This is a genomic window from Bacillus sp. DB-2, assembly GCF_003315125.1.
Lineage (GTDB): Bacteria > Bacillota > Bacilli > Bacillales > Bacillaceae_G > Bacillus_A > Bacillus_A mycoides.
The window spans coordinates 474,051-490,889 of record NZ_QNRN01000002.1; the positions used below are offsets into that span (position 1 = coordinate 474,051).

General features: G+C 35.9%; 20 protein-coding genes. 8 read left to right on the forward strand and 12 right to left on the reverse strand.

Going from position 1 to position 16,839, the window contains the following annotated elements; all coding sequences use genetic code 11:
* Positions 1-10: 10 nt before the first annotated feature.
* A complete protein-coding gene (gene nrdG / locus DET63_RS05315) occupies positions 11-463 on the reverse strand; it encodes an anaerobic ribonucleoside-triphosphate reductase activating protein (RefSeq protein WP_016092073.1) in 453 nt (150 codons plus the stop codon).
* Complete coding sequence (locus tag DET63_RS05320) at positions 460-2,316, reverse strand: anaerobic ribonucleoside triphosphate reductase (RefSeq protein ID WP_113936075.1); 1,857 nt, start codon at positions 2,314-2,316, stop codon at positions 460-462. Before DET63_RS05320 ends, nrdG begins: the two co-directional genes overlap by 4 nt.
* Positions 2,317-2,541: 225 nt before the next feature.
* On the opposite strand from DET63_RS05320, the gene plsY reads away from it, so the two are divergent.
* Together plsY and DET63_RS05330 are read left to right on the forward strand one after the other, a co-directional pair.
* A complete protein-coding gene (plsY, locus tag DET63_RS05325) occupies positions 2,542-3,138 on the forward strand; it encodes a glycerol-3-phosphate 1-O-acyltransferase PlsY (protein ID WP_002014306.1) in 597 nt (198 codons plus the stop codon).
* Between the two features lie 109 nt (positions 3,139-3,247).
* Entirely contained in the window at positions 3,248-3,538 is a 291-nt protein-coding gene (locus tag DET63_RS05330; protein ID WP_002014303.1) for a HesB/YadR/YfhF family protein, read from the forward strand.
* A gap of 26 nt (positions 3,539-3,564) precedes the next feature.
* On the opposite strand, the gene DET63_RS05335 is transcribed toward DET63_RS05330, so the two are convergent.
* Entirely contained in the window at positions 3,565-3,984 is a 420-nt protein-coding gene (locus DET63_RS05335) for an acyl-CoA thioesterase (protein ID WP_000495812.1), read from the reverse strand.
* Positions 3,985-4,093: 109 nt separating this feature from the next.
* Between DET63_RS05335 and DET63_RS05340 the strand changes: the two genes are divergently transcribed.
* Positions 4,094-5,386, forward strand: a complete 1,293-nt coding sequence (locus tag DET63_RS05340) for a glycoside hydrolase family 18 protein (protein ID WP_002014302.1) — start codon at positions 4,094-4,096, stop codon at positions 5,384-5,386.
* A gap of 76 nt (positions 5,387-5,462) precedes the next feature.
* Here the strand turns inward: DET63_RS05340 and sspN are convergent, their stop codons facing one another.
* The 4 genes from sspN to DET63_RS05360 form a co-directional block, all read right to left on the reverse strand.
* Positions 5,463-5,597, reverse strand: a complete 135-nt coding sequence (sspN, locus tag DET63_RS05345) for an acid-soluble spore protein SspN (protein ID WP_000527988.1) — start codon at positions 5,595-5,597, stop codon at positions 5,463-5,465.
* 43 nt (positions 5,598-5,640) lie between these two features.
* On the reverse strand, positions 5,641-5,784 hold the full coding sequence (locus DET63_RS05350) for an FbpB family small basic protein (RefSeq protein ID WP_002014298.1): 144 nt from the start codon (positions 5,782-5,784) through the stop codon (positions 5,641-5,643).
* A 131-nt stretch (positions 5,785-5,915) separates the two neighbouring features.
* Positions 5,916-6,863, reverse strand: a complete 948-nt coding sequence (locus DET63_RS05355) for a 3'-5' exonuclease (RefSeq protein ID WP_016092076.1) — start codon at positions 6,861-6,863, stop codon at positions 5,916-5,918.
* A 213-nt stretch (positions 6,864-7,076) separates the two neighbouring features.
* Complete coding sequence (locus DET63_RS05360; RefSeq protein ID WP_002190375.1) at positions 7,077-7,652, reverse strand: TlpA family protein disulfide reductase; 576 nt, start codon at positions 7,650-7,652, stop codon at positions 7,077-7,079.
* 480 nt (positions 7,653-8,132) lie between these two features.
* Here DET63_RS05360 and DET63_RS05370 point away from each other — a divergent pair, with 480 nt between their 5' ends.
* Complete coding sequence (locus DET63_RS05370; protein ID WP_016092077.1) at positions 8,133-8,345, forward strand: hypothetical protein; 213 nt, start codon at positions 8,133-8,135, stop codon at positions 8,343-8,345.
* Between the two features lie 11 nt (positions 8,346-8,356).
* Entirely contained in the window at positions 8,357-8,689 is a 333-nt protein-coding gene (locus DET63_RS05375; RefSeq protein ID WP_113936076.1) for a YmzC family protein, read from the forward strand.
* A gap of 22 nt (positions 8,690-8,711) precedes the next feature.
* Here DET63_RS05375 and DET63_RS05380 read toward each other — a convergent pair whose 3' ends face one another.
* Complete coding sequence (locus tag DET63_RS05380) at positions 8,712-10,424, reverse strand: ABC transporter ATP-binding protein (protein WP_113936077.1); 1,713 nt, start codon at positions 10,422-10,424, stop codon at positions 8,712-8,714.
* A 69-nt stretch (positions 10,425-10,493) separates the two neighbouring features.
* Positions 10,494-13,217: an aconitate hydratase AcnA gene (gene acnA / locus DET63_RS05385; RefSeq protein ID WP_113936078.1), complete on the reverse strand. Its 2,724-nt coding sequence runs from the start codon at positions 13,215-13,217 to the stop codon at positions 10,494-10,496.
* A gap of 279 nt (positions 13,218-13,496) precedes the next feature.
* Here acnA and sspO point away from each other — a divergent pair, with 279 nt between their 5' ends.
* A complete protein-coding gene (gene sspO, locus DET63_RS05390) occupies positions 13,497-13,646 on the forward strand; it encodes an acid-soluble spore protein SspO (protein ID WP_000518057.1) in 150 nt (49 codons plus the stop codon).
* A gap of 37 nt (positions 13,647-13,683) precedes the next feature.
* On the opposite strand, the gene pdaB is transcribed toward sspO, so the two are convergent.
* Both pdaB and DET63_RS05400 read right to left on the reverse strand, forming a co-directional pair.
* A complete protein-coding gene (gene pdaB, locus DET63_RS05395; protein WP_002066634.1) occupies positions 13,684-14,409 on the reverse strand; it encodes a polysaccharide deacetylase family sporulation protein PdaB in 726 nt (241 codons plus the stop codon).
* A 45-nt stretch (positions 14,410-14,454) separates the two neighbouring features.
* Positions 14,455-14,718, reverse strand: a complete 264-nt coding sequence (locus DET63_RS05400) for a hypothetical protein (protein ID WP_002014282.1) — start codon at positions 14,716-14,718, stop codon at positions 14,455-14,457.
* A 121-nt stretch (positions 14,719-14,839) separates the two neighbouring features.
* On the opposite strand from DET63_RS05400, the gene DET63_RS05405 reads away from it, so the two are divergent.
* Positions 14,840-14,983: a small acid-soluble spore protein P gene (locus tag DET63_RS05405; RefSeq protein WP_002014281.1), complete on the forward strand. Its 144-nt coding sequence runs from the start codon at positions 14,840-14,842 to the stop codon at positions 14,981-14,983.
* Between the two features lie 125 nt (positions 14,984-15,108).
* Positions 15,109-15,489 (forward strand): Hsp20/alpha crystallin family protein, encoded by a 381-nt coding sequence (locus DET63_RS05410; protein WP_002014278.1) that lies wholly within the window; start codon positions 15,109-15,111, stop codon positions 15,487-15,489.
* A 58-nt stretch (positions 15,490-15,547) separates the two neighbouring features.
* Here the strand turns inward: DET63_RS05410 and DET63_RS05415 are convergent, their stop codons facing one another.
* Positions 15,548-16,786 (reverse strand): MDR family MFS transporter, encoded by a 1,239-nt coding sequence (locus DET63_RS05415; protein WP_002014277.1) that lies wholly within the window; start codon positions 16,784-16,786, stop codon positions 15,548-15,550.
* Between the last annotated feature and the right edge of the window lie 53 nt (positions 16,787-16,839).

Consider the following 16,839-nt stretch of genomic DNA (forward strand, 5'->3'; position numbering starts at 1 on the left):
TCCCGCCTTTTTACTCTTTCAATCGAATAATACGTTGATTGGAGCTTCCGCGAAATGGAAGTGTTAAATCTTTTTTCTCGATTTCAAATCTTCCATCGACTAAAACATCCCCATACTGTAACAACTCTATCATATCATTATTTCGAGAACTCTGTATCTCTTCTAACGTATAACCTGTATACATCCATAGATTTTTTTTCAAATCTTGCACAGCTTTTGCTACTTTTTTCACTTCAGCAGCTTGGAAGAATGGATCTCCACCTGAAAATGTTACATCTGTTAATGAATTACTTTCAATCTCTTTCACAATTTCTTCTACCGTCATTTCAGTTCCATTGCAAACATTCCAAGATTTCGGGTTATGGCATCCGAAACAACGATGCGGACAGCCCGCAAAAAACACGACTGTCCGCAACCCTTCTCCATCTACTACACTATCATGAATAATATTCATAACTTTCATTTATGCTTCACCCGATCCATCTCTTCACTACGTTTCGCGCTATTCCACTTTGACATATCTCCTACAAGATAGCCCGTTATACGGCGAATTCTTTCTATATTAGCCTCATCTTCATTTCCACAGCTTGGACATTCATTCCCAATAACTCCGTGATAACTACAGCACTTACAACGATCAACAGGATGATTTATTGAACCGTACCCAACGCCATTCTCTGCCATCGCTTGCACAATTTGCTTTAATGCCTTTTTGTTATGCATAGCTGCTCCGTCTAGTTCAATATACGTAATATGTCCCCCGTTACATAGGGCATGGAAAGGTCCTTCTAAACGAATTTTATTTATCGCTTGAATGTTATAATAAACTGGAATATGGAATGAATTCGTATAGTAATTATGGTTCGTTATACCGCTAATCTCACCAAATTCTTCTCTATCTTTTTTCACAAACTTTCCTGATAACCCTTCTGCTGGCGTTGCAATTACAGAGAAATTGAGTTGATGTTCTTCCATCGCCTTATCCATTCTCTCTCTCATAAAGGAAATAATTTCATATCCAAGCTTCCACGATTCTTCATTTTCTCCATGATGCTTTCCAGTTAACGCTACTAAACATTCTGCAAGACCGATAAAACCAAGACTTAACGTCCCTTGTTTTAAAATCGGTGCCACAGCATCTTCAGGTTGTAACGTCTCTCCACCGCGCCATACACCTTGTGAATATAAGAACTGAAAATCTCTTGCTCTCTTTGTACATTGATAAGCAAATCTCTCTAATAATTGCTTAACGCCTAAATCTAAATAATAACTTAGCGCTTCAAAAAACGCTTCTTTTGAACCACTAATTAGCGCTAATTTCACTAAATTAATAGAAGTAAACGATAAATTCCCTCTTCCAATTGCTGTTTCTTCCCCATGTATATTAGACATAACACGAGTACGGCACCCCATATAACATACTTCACTTTCAGGTCGACCGTCATAATGCACAGCATTAAACGGAGCATCTAAAAACGAAAAGTTAGGGAATAATCGCTCAGCGGTCGTTTCTAACGCTAATTCAAATAAATCATAGTTCGGATCACACTCTTCAAAGTTCACGCCTTTTTTCATTTTGAAAATTTGAATAGGAAAAATCGGTGTTTCCCCTTTACCAAGTCCAGCTTGCGTCGCTTTTAAAAGTTGCTTAATTAAAAGTCTTCCCTCTTTCGATGTGTCTGTTCCGTAGTTAATAGAAATAAATGGTACTTGTCCCCCGCCCCTACTATGCATACTATTTGAATTATGAACGAAAGCCTCACACGCCTGATACGTATCATTTTCTGTCTCTTTCCATGCAAATTCCTCTATTTGTTCTTTCGTAAGCGGATATGACTGTAGTCGTTTTTTATGTCTCTTTACTGTTTTTCTCACATATGGAGCTAAATCAATATCAAAGAGTGCAAACGATTGACCACCGTGCTGCATATTTTGATTCGCCTGAAAAATAATTGAAGAAAGCGCCAACGCACTTTTAATGTCTTGCGGTTGTCTCATATGTCCATGGCCAGTATGAAAACCGTTAGCTAGCATTTGCGCTAACGGAATTTGCGAACAAGTCGTCGTTCCTGTTGCATAAAAATCTAAATCATGTGGATATAATATATTTTGATCTATCGCTTTTTTCACTTGATCTGATAATAATTTTTCTACTGCATAATACTTTGCGCTCTCAGATGCGAACGTTCCCATTACTCCCATTGGAGATCGACCATCTACATTTGCATTTTCCTGCATTAAATCTTGTTCATTACCGTGGATAATTGTCTCAAATACTTTCATTAATTCTTCTCCACGTACATTTTGTTTCAACATTCATAACCCTCCACCAACATGTTGTTGTCTTTTGATTAAAATCATACAACATATAGTTCTTCTGTTCCTGTGAAAAATGTAACATTCCTGTGAAAGTTTTTTTAAAAATTAATGACTTTTTCATTTATAAAAAAGAAATGTGCTCTTTACAAATGTATGGTACAATAAATGGGAAAAACTCTTTTTACCCTTTATCAACACATTTGTATAAAGGAGACTGAACTCATGGTTATTACATATCTTTTATTTATCGTTGCCTATCTACTCGGTTCGATTCCATTTGCATTAGTCGTTGGAAAAATTGGTTATGGAATCGACATTCGTGAGCATGGAAGCGGTAATCTAGGCGGAACAAATACATTCCGTACATTAGGGAAAAAAGCAGGTTTTATCGTAACAATTGCTGACATTTTAAAAGGTACATTAGCAACAGGTCTACCGATTATTTTCGGGTCAGATATTCACCCACTATGGTTTGGATTAGCCGCTGTTCTTGGACATGTCTATCCGATCTTCGCAAAATTCCGCGGGGGGAAAGCAGTTGCAACTTCTGCTGGGGTGCTATTATGCTATTCACCAGTTGTTTTTGCAATATTAGCTGTTGTCTTTTTCAGCCTTTTATTTACAACAAGATACGTATCACTTTCTTCTATGATAACAGCTGTCGTTGCTGTTATTGCATCCATTGTTAGCGGGGATAAAATCTTCATTATTGCGATGTGTTTATTAGCAGGTATGGTTATTTATAAACACCGTGCAAATATCGGACGAATTATAAATAAAACTGAACCAAAAGCAAACTTTTCAAAAAAGCAAAAATAAGATCGTAACCCACATAACGCAAAAAGAAAACGTGAAGCATATTAATAGCGTCTTTTTGCGTTATTTTTTATACTAAAAGAAAAAGCAACATAATTTGGAGGAACTATACATGAATCTTTCCGTAACAAAAGAAGCAGCACAATGGTATAAAAACGAATTAAACTTACAATCGGGTGAAACAATACGCCTTTTCGTACAATACGGCGGTTGCAGTACTGTGCAAAAAGGACTTTCTTTAGGTATTCGTAAAGATGACCCTGCGCACCCTGCTGTTCAAACTCAAGAAGAAGGTATTAACTTCTTTATTGAAAGCGATGATGAGTGGTTCTTCGATGGACATAATTTATTAGTTACACTTAACGACGGTGATGATTTCCCTCAATTTAATTATGAAAAATAAAAAAGCGTGGCTTCTGCCACGCTTTTTTATTTCTTTTTAATTTCCTCATATTTCGCATACCACTCAGGATATAATTTTTTAAATGATACAGGGCGGAACCCTTCTTTTTTCGCACAAATATTCGTCGTGCTTGCAGTAATACAAAGTTCGCCATCACCATTATAAATTTCATATCCATATACAACGCGGAGCGGGCTCACAGTATCAACCCACGTTTTCACAATAGCTTTTTCTCCATAACGCATCGCTTTACGATATGAAATTTGTAAGTCTAACACAGGAGAAATAATTCCCTCTTTCTCCATTTCAACATATGAAAATCCTAAATCTTGTATAAGTTTCGTGCGCCCTAGTTCAAGCCACACTAAATAGTTTGAATGGTAAACAACACCCATTTGATCTGTTTCCGCATAACGGATTTCAACTTCATGTTCTGCTACAAACATTTCTATTCGCCTTCTTTCACTTCTGTTCCCTTGCATACATTTAATCATAATACAGTGGAATCAAAAATAAAATAAAAACAGTGAATCTTTTACCGAAAGGGGCAAGCACATGATTCAAATTGTAACTGTTCGTAGCGGTGATAGCGTATATAGTTTAGCCTCAAAATATGGATCTACACCTGAAGAGATTGTAAAAGACAATGGACTAAATCCAGCCGAAACACTCGTTGTTGGTCAGGCACTTATCGTTAATACGAAAGGCAATAATTATTATGTACAGCCTGGCGACAGCCTTTATCGAATTTCTCAAACGTATAACGTTCCTCTCGCCAGTTTAGCTAAAGTTAATAACCTTTCATTAAAATCTATTCTCCATGTCGGACAGCAATTATATATACCGAAAGGAACAAAACGAGCAGTAGAATCCATTGCTTATTTACAACCTTCAACAATACCGATAAAAGAAAGTTTAGTAACTGCTACACGTGCTATCAACCCATTTTTAACATATTTAGCCTACTTTAGTTTTGAAGCAAAAAGAGACGGTACATTAAAAGAACCAACCGAAACAGCGAAAATCGCTAATATTGCAACGCAAGGTAAAACCATCCCTATGCTCGTTATTACAAATATCGAAAATGGAAATTTCAGTGCCGATCTGACCTCGGTTATTTTACGCGATGCAACAATTCAAAACAAGTTTATTACTAACATTTTGCAAACAGCTGAAAAATATGGCATGCGAGACATTCATTTCGATTTCGAGAGTGTGGCACCTGAAGATCGCGAAGCCTATAATCGTTTTTTACGAAATGTGAAAACACGCTTACCTAGCGGGTACACATTAAGTACAACGCTTGTACCGAAAACAAGTTCCAATCAAAAAGGGAAATTTTTTGAGGCTCACGATTATAAAGCACAAGGACAAATTGTTGATTTCGTCGTCATTATGACATACGACTGGGGTTGGCAAGGTGGCCCACCAATGGCGATTTCCCCTATTGGTCCTGTGAAAGAAGTACTTCAATATGCAAAATCTCAAATGCCTCCACAAAAAATTATGATGGGGCAAAATTTATATGGATTTGATTGGAAACTTCCTTTCAAACAAGGGAATCCACCCGCAAAAGCAGTTAGCTCTGTCGCAGCTGTTGCACTTGCTCGTAAATACAATGTTCCTATCCGCTATGATTTCACAGCCCAAGCTCCACATTTTAATTACTTTGATGAAAACGGCGTACAACACGAGGTTTGGTTTGAAGATTCGAGGTCTATTCAAAGTAAATTCAATTTAATGAAAGAACAAGGCATTGGCGGTATTAGTTACTGGAAGATTGGTCTACCATTCCCACAAAATTGGCGTTTACTCGTTGAAAACTTTACAATTACGAAAAAAGGCTGACGAAAGTCAGCTTTTTAAATATTTTTATAATATTATCCAAACACACAAAAAGGAGAATGATGACATTCTCCTTTTTTTAACCGTTATCAACAATTGGTTGTTTGCCAGTTTGGTCTTGCATTTGCTTCCCTTTATTGCCACCAGCTTTTTTCGATTGTGTTCCAATTTGATTTGGTGCAAAGTCTTTTGAATTTTTTTTCGGATTACCCATTACTATCGCCTCCTTAACACTAGTATCGTACTAGTGTTAAGAATTATTCAGCCTGCTTAAAAAGTTTCATTTCATAACGTTTTTCAATTCGTTTTTCAATTCGATCCATTGCATCACGATCGCTTAATAATTGTTGTTTATTTTCATTTACAAGTTCTTCAAACGATCTACGGCGACTTCTTCTCATGTTGCTCACCCTTTCTTCAACGCTTTCTTATTACATAGTATGAGCAAATGAAAAACTCTTTAATCAGATTTGCAAGAAAATTTTATGTTTTGATAAAAAATCCCATGCGCATATATTGCACATGGGATTTTTTACACCATCATATTTAAATATTTTTTAATTTCTTCATCCGCATTTACTTTATTTGCCCTATATTCATCCAGCGCTCGTAATACAGAATCGTATTCTTCTACAATGTAGCTCTCTAGCTTCAAAATGTCCTCTACACTGTCAATCATAATTCTCGTGTTGCCAATCTCACTTTTCAATGCTGCCTCGTATGTTAAGCTCGTACAAATTTCTCTTACATCGTCTTCCATTTTTTCTGTTAACACATATTTCTTTCGCCCTTTGACCTTTAACCTTATAATTGGGTAAAAGGCTTTTATATCTAAATAACTCCCAACATTCATACAACGAATCCACTCAATATCACGTTTATTTCGTACAAGCATTTCTTTTACTGCTTCAAATACCGCTGTTTCATCAAGTACTTCCTTATTCGCTTTTCTTTTTCCTTCTTCTTCAACGGCTGCACATTTTTGATAAACAGCCGCACACGTAATACAGTCGTCAAATGCATTATGAGAACTTAAGCGAATTCCAAGCATTCGTTTTAACGTTTCAAGTTTATGATTAGGCGCATGCTTCATATATTTTTTAGCTAAAAACACAGTATCAATAACGTTATTTTTAGGCTCAGGTAGTCCAAGCATATTTACATTACTCTTTAAAAAACGCATATCAAAAGAAGCATTATGTGCCACGATAATATTTGTATCTAGAAATGCCAAAAACAAAGGCAATACTTCTGCAATTGTTGGTGCGTCTGAAACACGATAATTCGTAATACCTGTTAAACTCGTAATTCGGCTCGGAATTGGACGCTCTGGATTCACATACGATACAAATTGATCAATCATTTCATGATTACGGTACTTCACAGCTGCCACTTGGATAATCTTATCATTATAGGGGTTAAACCCTGTCGTTTCAAAATCAATTACAACATAATCTAATGGTAAGGATACATTCCCCAATCCATACACTCCCTCATCTGTTATTAACAGTTACATTTCTTTTCCCCCGCTATTTGCGGCTACCTGTAAATGCCCGATTGGTGCGGGCTAATAATCATGGGGGGATGTTCATCCCCCTATGATTAAAGTTTTTCTTTATCATATCACGAAGTCATCACTCCATGAAAAAGAAAAGGCAGAAATGGTCCATTTCCATCTCTGCCTTTTTACTAATTATTTTAATTTCGCGATCCGTTTTTCCATCTCTTTTTGTGTCATCGGTCCAATAAACTTATCTTGAATAACACCTTCTGTATCAATAAAATAAGAAGTTGGAATGGTAATTACTTTATACGCTGTTGTCACATCAATGTTCTTGTCCAATAAAATAGGAAAAGTAATTCCTTTTTCTTTAGCGAAGTTCCTTACCTTTTCTTCTCCCCCTCCTTTTTCTGAAGGAGTATAGTTTATAGCTAAAATTTCTACGTTTTCTTTATGTTCTTTATAAAAGGCCTCCATATCAGGCATTTCTTGCTGACAAGGCCCACACCACGTTGCCCAAAAGTTTAAAATAACTTTCTTTCCTTTTAAATCGGATAACTTTACATTCGTTCCATCTATCTTTGCTAATTCAAAATCTGGTGCGCTCTTTCCAATTTCAATACCGTTCCTTGCGAAAATCTCTTTCATAGCAGCTTCACTTTTGGCAGGCTTTTCTTGCATTACTTGATCCTCTTTACCAAACTGTTCATAAGCTGCATATCCCGCTAAACAAAGTAACACTACAATAATGGTAAGCTTCCGCCACATATTATATCACCCTTACGTGTTTATCTTCTTATAACATAATTAACTACATACTATATACCTTATTTTAGCTTATACGGACAAGCTTGGAAATATTCACAGTCGAAATAGTTAGAATATTTATAGTCCGGATGAAATATTTCCCTTTTTATCATATAATTAGAAATAAATACAAAACTTGCGAGGTGATATGTATTTTACAATTACTTATCAACCCTTTCACTTTTGTTTTTTTCACTTTACCATTACTATGTATTTGTTTTAGCTACTTGCTATACAAATTCAAATGGGCTGCAATTATTATTTCTTTTACTGTTCCACTTATATTTTTCATTATCGTCTCTAAATTTAATATACACCTAGCTTTACAAAACTTAGACGCTTGGATTGTTTATAGTGCTGTTTATTCTGTACTTTCCTACATAACGGCAGCACTAATACGACGAAAACTACACATATAGAACTTTCAAAAAGGGGGATTTTATGAATTTATTCGAAAAAATACTTTTATATATTCTTAGTTTTATATTTTCCCCAATCGGGATTATCACTTGGATCATCTCACTCTTCAGTAAAGATTCTGAAAAAAAGCAAGTTGGGCGTATTTGTCTCTTTATCGCTTTAATCTCATTTATCCTTTTAGCCGGTCTCGGTATTCTTAGTTTCTTCACGATGACTACCACTACTATACAATAGTTATAGAAAGGATGATTATTTTGGGAGAACATCCTATAAGTAAAGAACTTCGCTATATACGAATATGTTTAGTTGTTTTAGTAATCGTTCTTTTATTTTTCAACGGTGAAAGAGTTGTTAAAATTTCTACAAATCATGATGCCGTAGAAAACGTTTCAACCAGTAATATGACACAGATTGCTGAAAATACATTTGCTATTCAAGAATATAATCCATCACTAAGTAGCGAACGTACAATCAAAATCTTTAAATATAATCCAGATACGAATCAACTTACTCTAGTCAAAGAATTTAGTACTAATGACCCTGATTCCTATACGTATCAACTTAATAATGCCGAGTAAAGATAAGAGCGCTATATAGCTCTTATCTTTTTATTAGCATCTCTTTAAACAATGACTTACAATTTAATAATTCTCTAGGATCCCCACATTCCACAATAATCCCATTCTTCATGACAACAATCCGATCCGCTATCATCGCCCTCTCGACATCATGTGTCGTCACAATTCTCGTTACATTCCCCTCTAGCCCTCTAAGCATATTCCAAACCACTTCTTGATTGCTCAGATCTAATCCCGCAGTCGGTTCATCTAGAATAATGAGATTCGGATTTGATACAATCGCTCGCAATAACGCAAGACGCTTTCTCTCTCCTCCCGAAAACTCTTCACCGCTTTTATGTAGTACAGTCTGAATCCCTTTAGATAAACTCCTAATAATTGACTTCGCATTTACAAGTTCAATATTTTTTTCTAACTGTTTTTCTAAGACCCCTTCCCCAAAATACATATTCTCTTTTACTGTCGTACGAAAGAAACGAGATTCTTGCCACACTGTAGTCATACGAGCCCCATTACCATAATAAACAATGCTACCGTTAGATGGTTTATACAAACCCGTTATTAATTTTAAAAGCGTTGTTTTTCCTGCACCACTTTCCCCTACAATAATAACGAGTTCGCCAGGATTAATTTGCAAATGTATATTTTTAATTCTACATCTCTCTTCACCGTTCTCTTGAAATGAAACGTTTGTTAATTTCATTCCCATCGCTCTTTCTACATTTCTGTATTCAGCCGGTATATCTAAAAAGCCAAAAACTCGATTTGCCGAAGCAATAGCAACTTGTGTCATCATCAATAAATCACTCGCATAACGAACGGGGAAAAATAACATCTCAATTGTAGCTAATACCGCCACAAGCAAACCGACTTCCATATCCCCTTTTATTATTTTTTTTGCTCCTACAATAAGAACAACTATATATGCTCCTGTTTCTATTACCGTTCCAACTATCCCAATACAATGTTGTATCATCGTCTTCTTTACTTCTGTTTTATAAGATTGTGCCGTCACTCCTTTAAACAAATGAATTGCCCATTTTTCTTTTTGTAAACTACCTAAATCTTGTATACCTTTTACAAACTGTGACATCATCTCTACAACACTTGATTGATTTTTTTGAGCAATACTTGCAATATTTCTTACTTTTTCCCCCATAATCATTGGAACAATTGCACTTAAAAATAAAAACGGGGTTATCCACCATATGAACTGTACATCGATATGTTGTAGAGCTATGAACGCACCAATAAATTGTGCAATGGCGTGGATGTATTCTATTAATGATCCATATAACCTTACCCAATTCGGAATATCAGAAACGACTAATGTTTCTAACTCCCCTTGTTTTACCTTCTCACTTTCTTCAAACGGTAATAAGAAAAAATGACGTAATACATCTATACGCTTCTCTCGTAATATTCGCTGACTTACTTTTGAGCTTACATAATCAAATAACAGATTGTTCACCCACATCAAAAAGCGGCTCCCCGCAAACAAAGCAATATATACATACGTACCTTTTAAGTCCCGCTGAATAAGGTTATCTACAATTAGCCCCATAAATAGCGGACGGGATAAATTTAAAATGGCAGCTACTATTCCGCTACAAATCGCACTAATTAGCAATAGCTTTTCTTGCAACAGCGGCAACATTATTCTTCTATACTCATTCATTGTCATTCCTCCAATTTTGCATAATAAAAGGAAAGGGATGAAACCAAATGGTTTCATCCCTTTCCCTCTGTACATAAAGTAAGAAAGCTAACAAATGTTAGCTTCCTTATCATTCATTTCAATTATTTAGTTTGACACTTTAGACTCTTCGATTTTCGAACGAAGAACCATTTGCAAGATACCACCGTGACGGTAGTAGTCAATTTCAACTTCACTATCAAAACGAGCCACTACTTCAAATTGCTTCTCTTTGCCTTCTGCATCGATTGCAACTACTTTTACAAGATCGCGTGGTCTAACCGTTTTGTCAATTTGAATTTCAAATGACTCATCACCAACAAGACCTAATGTTTCAGCACTGTCGCCATCTTTAAATTGTAATGGTAATACGCCCATTAATACTAAGTTACTGCGGTGAATACGCTCGAAGCTTTCTGCGATTACTGCTTTAATACCTAATAAGTTTGTACCTTTCGCAGCCCAGTCACGAGAACTTCCCATACCGTAGTCTTTACCAGCAACAACTAGAAGGCCTGTGCCATCTTCTTTATATTTCATAGCAGCATCATAGATAGATGTTACTTCACCAGTTGGCCAATATGTTGTATATCCGCCTTCTGTTCCTGGTGCGATTTGGTTTTTAATACGGATGTTTGCAAATGTACCACGCATCATAACTTCATGGTTACCACGACGAGAACCGTAAGAGTTAAAGTCGACTGGTTGTACGCCGTTTTCTAGTAAATAACGTCCAGCTGGCGTGTGCTTACCAATTGAACCTGCTGGTGAAATGTGGTCTGTTGTTACAGAATCACCAAATTTACCAACTATGCGTAAACCTGATAATGTTTCAACTTCACCTGGCTCTTTAGATAATCCTTCGAAGAACGGTGGGTTTTGAATGTATGTTGAATCATTATCCCAAGTATATAAAGCTTCATTTGAAGTTTGGATTTCATTCCAGCGCTCATTGCTGTTAAATACTTGTGCATATTCTTTTTTGAACAATTCAGATGTAACAACACTTTGAACTACATCTTCAATTTCTTTAGCTGATGGCCAAATATCATTAAAGTAAACAGCATTACCATTTACATCTTTACCGATTTCATCATTTTTCAGGTCAATATCAACAGTACCTGCAAGTGCATATGCCACAACAAGTGGTGGTGATGCTAAGTAGTTTGCCTTTACAAGTGGGTGAATACGACCTTCAAAGTTACGGTTACCAGATAAAACAGATGTTACTAATAAATCATTTGCTGCGATTGCTTCTTCTAATTCCTCTGCTAATGGACCAGAGTTACCGATACAAGTCGTACAGCCGTAACCAACTGTTTGGAAACCTAATTGATCTAAATACGTTGTTAAACCAGACTTATCTAAGTACTCTGTAACAACTTTAGATCCTGGTGCTAACGATGTTTTTACGTAACCAGGTACTTTAAGTCCTTTTTCAATTGCTTTCTTCGCAACTAACCCTGCTCCAATTAACACGTACGGATTTGACGTATTTGTACAGCTTGTAATTGCAGCGATTGCAATTCCACCTGTTTTCATCGTTACTTCTTGATCTTTCAATGTAACTTTCACTTCTTTATCGAACTCTTGCTCATTGAATCCAAGTCCTTGTGTTCCAACTGGTGCTACAACAGCTTTATGGAACTCCTCTTTCATATTTGAAAGTGGGATTAAATCTTGCGGACGTTTCGGTCCAGAAAGATTAGATTCAATTGTATTTAAATCAATTTCAACAAGATCAGTATAGATTGGATCTTTGCTGTCTGCTGTATAGAATAAGCCATTTGCTTTACAATATTCTTCAACAACGCGAATTTGCTCTTCATCTCTACCTGTTAAACGTAAGTATTCTAATGAAATGTCGTCGATTGGGAAGAATCCACAAGTTGCACCGTATTCTGGTGCCATATTTGAAATTGTTGCGCGGTCAGCTAAAGGCATGCTCTTTAGTCCATTACCGAAGAACTCAACAAATTTACCAACTACACCTTTTTGACGTAATACTTGTGTTACTTTTAATGCAACGTCAGTTGCTGTTGTACCACTTGGAAGTGTACCAGTTAATTTCACACCAATTACTTCAGGTACTGGGAAATATGAAGGCTGTCCAAGCATTCCTGCTTCTGCTTCAATACCACCAACGCCCCATCCAAGAACACCGATACCATTAATCATTGTTGTATGTGAGTCTGTTCCAACTAATGAATCTGGGTATGCAACTAAGTCACCTTCAGCATTTTTCACCGCATGAACAACCGGTGCTAAATATTCAAGATTTACTTGGTGTACAATACCTGTTGCTGGTGGAACTGCACGGTAGTTATCAAATGATTTCTGTGCCCAGCTTAAAAATTTATAACGTTCTTCATTACGTTTAAACTCTAAGTCCATGTTGAATGCAAGCGAGTCTGCCGTACCCGCTCTATCAACCTGTACAGAGTGGTCAATTACAAGGTCTACAGTAATTTCAGGATTAATTTTGTCAGGATCCCCACCCATGTCTGCCATTGCTTTACGAAGCGAAGCCAAATCTACAACAGCTGGAACACCTGTGAAGTCTTGTAAGATTACGCGAGATGGTTTAAACGGAACATCGATATCTTGAACATCTTTCGTTCCCCATTTCGCTAAATTTGTAACGTGTTCTTCTGTAATTACGCGTCCGTCTACTTGACGAAGTACAGATTCAAGTAAAACTTTCACGGAATATGGTAATTGAGATACGTTGCCAGCCCCTGCGTTTTCAAGCGCTTTCAATTGATAATAATGATACGTCTTTCCATCTAGTTCAAAAGTTGCACGTGATTGAAATGGATTATGTTTGACCATTATGTTTCCCCCCTGTTAAACGTGACTAATTTGTCTGAATATAAAATGTAGACAAACTTTTCAATACCTTACGATAATATCTTATTACAACTTTCTAAATAAGTAAATAATAAGAAACTTATGGATTATAATAAGTTTTCTTTATCTTTCTAAATTTGAATAGTGTCCATGCTCCTTATAAATACTATTATTGTAAAGTAAAGCACTCTACTTTACGTTCATATATGTTATGAACAACTCATGATTTATCTATAAAAAATATTATAGAGGTGAGAAAAAATGGGTAAACGAAAAGCAAATCATACTATTTCAGGAATGAATGCTGCATCCGCACAAGGACAAGGAACTGGTTATAACGAAGAGTTCGCAAATGAACCTTTAACTCCGGCAGAGCGACAAAATAATAAAAAACGAAAAAAGAATCAGTAACGAAAAATCCCAAAAGGTATACCTTTTGGGATTTTCTCTAATGTTTATAACGTAACAACTCCGAAACTGTTACAAATCGATAACCCTGCTTTTTCAGCTCAGGTAAAATTTTTGCTAATGCCGCCACTGTTTGACTACGATCACTTCCTCCATCGTGCAACAGTACAATATCTCCACTTTTAGCATTTTTCACAACATGATTTACTATGGATTCTGTACCTGGATTCGCCCAATCACGAGGGTCTTGATGCCATGACCATAGAACAATTTGATACCCAGCTTTTTTTGCCGTAGTAAATACAGCATCATTAATATATCCACCTGGCGGACGGAACAATAAAGGTTCTTTCACCCATTTTTCAAAATATTTCTTTCCATTTAAAATATCATGTTCTAATTTTTCATCTGATGAATTACTCGCATACAAATGATTCATCGTATGATTTCCGATTTCATGCCCTTCTTTCAACACTTGCTTTACTAAGTACGGATTACGCTGAACTCGAAAGCCAATCATAAAAAAAGTCGCTTCCGCTTTATATTGACGTAATAACTCTAATACTTGCGGTGTATAAGTTGGGTCCGGTCCATCATCAAATGTAATTGCGATAATTTTTTCATTATTTGGTACTTCCCATGTTACATAGCCAGTTGGCTCTAGCTCTTTTCTTAACAACATTTTAGCTTCCACTTTGTCCACTTGAAATATATGTACTGCACAAATTAAAGAAAAAATTGATAGAATAATTTTTCGTTTCAGCATAGTAGCACTAAAAGTAATGAGATTGTTGAATTCACAACAACCTTTTCACTTTTCTATTTGATCTACATTTCGCATAATATTTTGGAGATTACTTTCATATTGCTCAAGTTGTGGACGCTGCGTTTCTGATGCTACTTCAAGTGCATTTTGAATTTGTTCGTACGCCTCTTGCACTTCTTGGCGTAACTCTTTTAAATCATGGCCGTAATTCGGGTCATTTTTCACAATATTATTGAATATATTTTCCGCTTGAACAACCCCTTGCTGCGCGGCCTGAAAAGCCTGTTGCTTATCTTTATGATATGGCATAACACTTTCCCCTTCCTATATGAGTTAGTCCTACTTATCTTTACCCGTTTCTCAAAAAACATTCTCGTATAAATTCGCAAACTTCTCTCATTCTAAATAGGGAGAGGAGGTGTAAAATACAATGGGTAAAAACAATAATCAATCTAATCGTCAAAACGAGAAAAAAGGGCAATCTTCTGGACAGCCCGAACCTTTAAGTGGATCTCACAAAGTTAAAAATCGTAATCATTCACGTCAAAAAAATCATGCACATCATGATATGTAAAGCAAAAGCATTCACACACACTGTATCTTTCACATAAAATGTTTATATTTTTCTATTTGTTCTTCACCTCTATTTCATTCATGCATAACATAGTATGAATTGAGATTTTACGGAGGGTGTCTTTCATGGGCAAGAAAAAGAAGGATTGTCTTTTTCATGTTGATGGTTTCGAAGAATGGATGGATCAATTTTGTTCTGATTCTTGTAGCAACTTTAGTTTTCCAAATCAAATTCATATTGACCTTTGTGAAACAGAACAAGAATACATTTTGGAAACAGATGTACCAAATGCAACTGCACAAAATGTACTCATTAAAAAGATGGAGACAGGCCTAAACATTTGTATACTTTATAAAAACACTTCTTTACAGCGGATTGTTCCTTTACCTACTAATATCATTTATAACAAGATGCTAGCCTGTTTAGAGAATGGATGTTTAGCCATTCATATTTCCAAAAACGAAGTTGCCAATAAACATGAAAAGAAAGTTCTTTTTTCAAATTAAGGATTACTATAAACACAAACATGAGCCCGAGCAACCTTTTAGTTTGCTCGGGCTCATGTTATTTCGCATGTATTTCTATTTTAGAATTTCTAATATATCTTTTTTTCATTAAACCTTTTGTCACTAAAAGAACTGGGAACGCTATGCTTGAAAATATAGCTAATATTAAAAATACTATAAAGCCATTTTGATATCCATAATGATCGAGAAGTATCCCGCCAAACCAAGGACCAATTACTACTCCAATTCCTGAAAATCCCATAGCTCCAAAATATGTCCCTTTCAAATGTGGAACAGCTATCTCATCAATAAATACATCTGTCATTGAAAACATTAATACTTCTCCGAATGTAAAAATAATTGTACATATAGCAGCCCCTAACATAGATTCTACTAGTCCAAATCCAAACAATCCCCCGCTCACAAATAACGTTCCAACCATAATAGATGCTAACGGCGTATACTTTTTACACATTTGAATAACAGGGTATTGAATAACTACTACTGTAATCGCATTTAAAGTTAGCATATATGAGAACAACTTTACTCCATCTTGAAATATATGTGCATTTGCAAAATATTGAGATAGTGTCGTCGTTAAATGTGAAAAACCACTATTACTCAAAATGATTCCGACTAAAGCAACTAAAAATACTATGTCTTTTCGCAAAATCCGAACCGCACTTAACATTGTGACCGGATTTTCTGTAGCTACTTTCTTTTTATCAAGTGGATATTTCTTAAATTGAAACGCTAATATAACTGTATATAAAATGTACACTCCAGCGGCTACTAAAAAAGGAATCGTTGATTTTGCACTTCCAATCTGTAATCCAACAAGTGGACCCATCGCTACTCCAACATTTATTGCACCGTAACGCAAATTATATACGAGTAAACGATACTCTGGTTTCGTTAAATCTGATAATAAAGCTCTTGATGTCGGTTCAAAAAAAGAACGACATAAGCCATTCAAAGCGTTTAATAGAAAGAAACTCAAAACATGCTCTGCAACTGAAAATCCTATAAATACAAACACCCAAACAATCATGGACCATATTATAATCATCTTTCGACCAAATCGATCAGATAAATTGCCCCCAATAAAACTAGCAAACACTCCAACAAGCGCACTCGTTCCAATGATAGCACCGGTCATTCCAGCCGATACGTCTTTAACAGTCGTTAAATAAATCGCTAAAAAAGGAATGCTCATTGAAGTTGCAAACCTAGCAAATAATGTCCCTATAATGATACTCATTCCAAGTGGATGAATATTTTGTAACTTCCCCTTCATCTTTAAACCTACTCTCCCTTTTCCTACATAAAAAAAGAAAGCAAAGGATCTGC

Excerpts from the sequence above, each read along its gene's own strand:
- acnA (WP_113936078.1), bottom strand. The coding sequence starts at position 13,217 with ATGGTCAAACATAATCCATTTCAATCACGTGCAACTTTTGAACTAGAT.
- pdaB (WP_002066634.1), bottom strand. The coding sequence starts at position 14,409 with ATGCTGAAACGAAAAATTATTCTATCAATTTTTTCTTTAATTTGTGCA.
- DET63_RS05335 (WP_000495812.1), bottom strand. The coding sequence starts at position 3,984 with ATGTTTGTAGCAGAACATGAAGTTGAAATCCGTTATGCGGAAACAGAT.
- DET63_RS05410 (WP_002014278.1), top strand. The coding sequence starts at position 15,109 with ATGGGCAAGAAAAAGAAGGATTGTCTTTTTCATGTTGATGGTTTCGAA.
- DET63_RS05370 (WP_016092077.1), top strand. The coding sequence starts at position 8,133 with ATGAATTTATTCGAAAAAATACTTTTATATATTCTTAGTTTTATATTT.
- DET63_RS05400 (WP_002014282.1), bottom strand. The coding sequence starts at position 14,718 with ATGCCATATCATAAAGATAAGCAACAGGCTTTTCAGGCCGCGCAGCAA.
- DET63_RS05320 (WP_113936075.1), bottom strand. The coding sequence starts at position 2,316 with ATGTTGAAACAAAATGTACGTGGAGAAGAATTAATGAAAGTATTTGAG.
- sspN (WP_000527988.1), bottom strand. The coding sequence starts at position 5,597 with ATGGGTAATCCGAAAAAAAATTCAAAAGACTTTGCACCAAATCAAATT.
- DET63_RS05330 (WP_002014303.1), top strand. The coding sequence starts at position 3,248 with ATGAATCTTTCCGTAACAAAAGAAGCAGCACAATGGTATAAAAACGAA.
- nrdG (WP_016092073.1), bottom strand. The coding sequence starts at position 463 with ATGAAAGTTATGAATATTATTCATGATAGTGTAGTAGATGGAGAAGGG.
- plsY (WP_002014306.1), top strand. The coding sequence starts at position 2,542 with ATGGTTATTACATATCTTTTATTTATCGTTGCCTATCTACTCGGTTCG.
- sspO (WP_000518057.1), top strand. The coding sequence starts at position 13,497 with ATGGGTAAACGAAAAGCAAATCATACTATTTCAGGAATGAATGCTGCA.
- DET63_RS05375 (WP_113936076.1), top strand. The coding sequence starts at position 8,357 with ATGATTATTTTGGGAGAACATCCTATAAGTAAAGAACTTCGCTATATA.
- DET63_RS05340 (WP_002014302.1), top strand. The coding sequence starts at position 4,094 with ATGATTCAAATTGTAACTGTTCGTAGCGGTGATAGCGTATATAGTTTA.
- DET63_RS05380 (WP_113936077.1), bottom strand. The coding sequence starts at position 10,424 with ATGAAACCATTTGGTTTCATCCCTTTCCTTTTATTATGCAAAATTGGA.
- DET63_RS05405 (WP_002014281.1), top strand. The coding sequence starts at position 14,840 with ATGGGTAAAAACAATAATCAATCTAATCGTCAAAACGAGAAAAAAGGG.
- DET63_RS05415 (WP_002014277.1), bottom strand. The coding sequence starts at position 16,786 with ATGAAGGGGAAGTTACAAAATATTCATCCACTTGGAATGAGTATCATT.
- DET63_RS05360 (WP_002190375.1), bottom strand. The coding sequence starts at position 7,652 with ATGTGGCGGAAGCTTACCATTATTGTAGTGTTACTTTGTTTAGCGGGA.
- DET63_RS05350 (WP_002014298.1), bottom strand. The coding sequence starts at position 5,784 with ATGAGAAGAAGTCGCCGTAGATCGTTTGAAGAACTTGTAAATGAAAAT.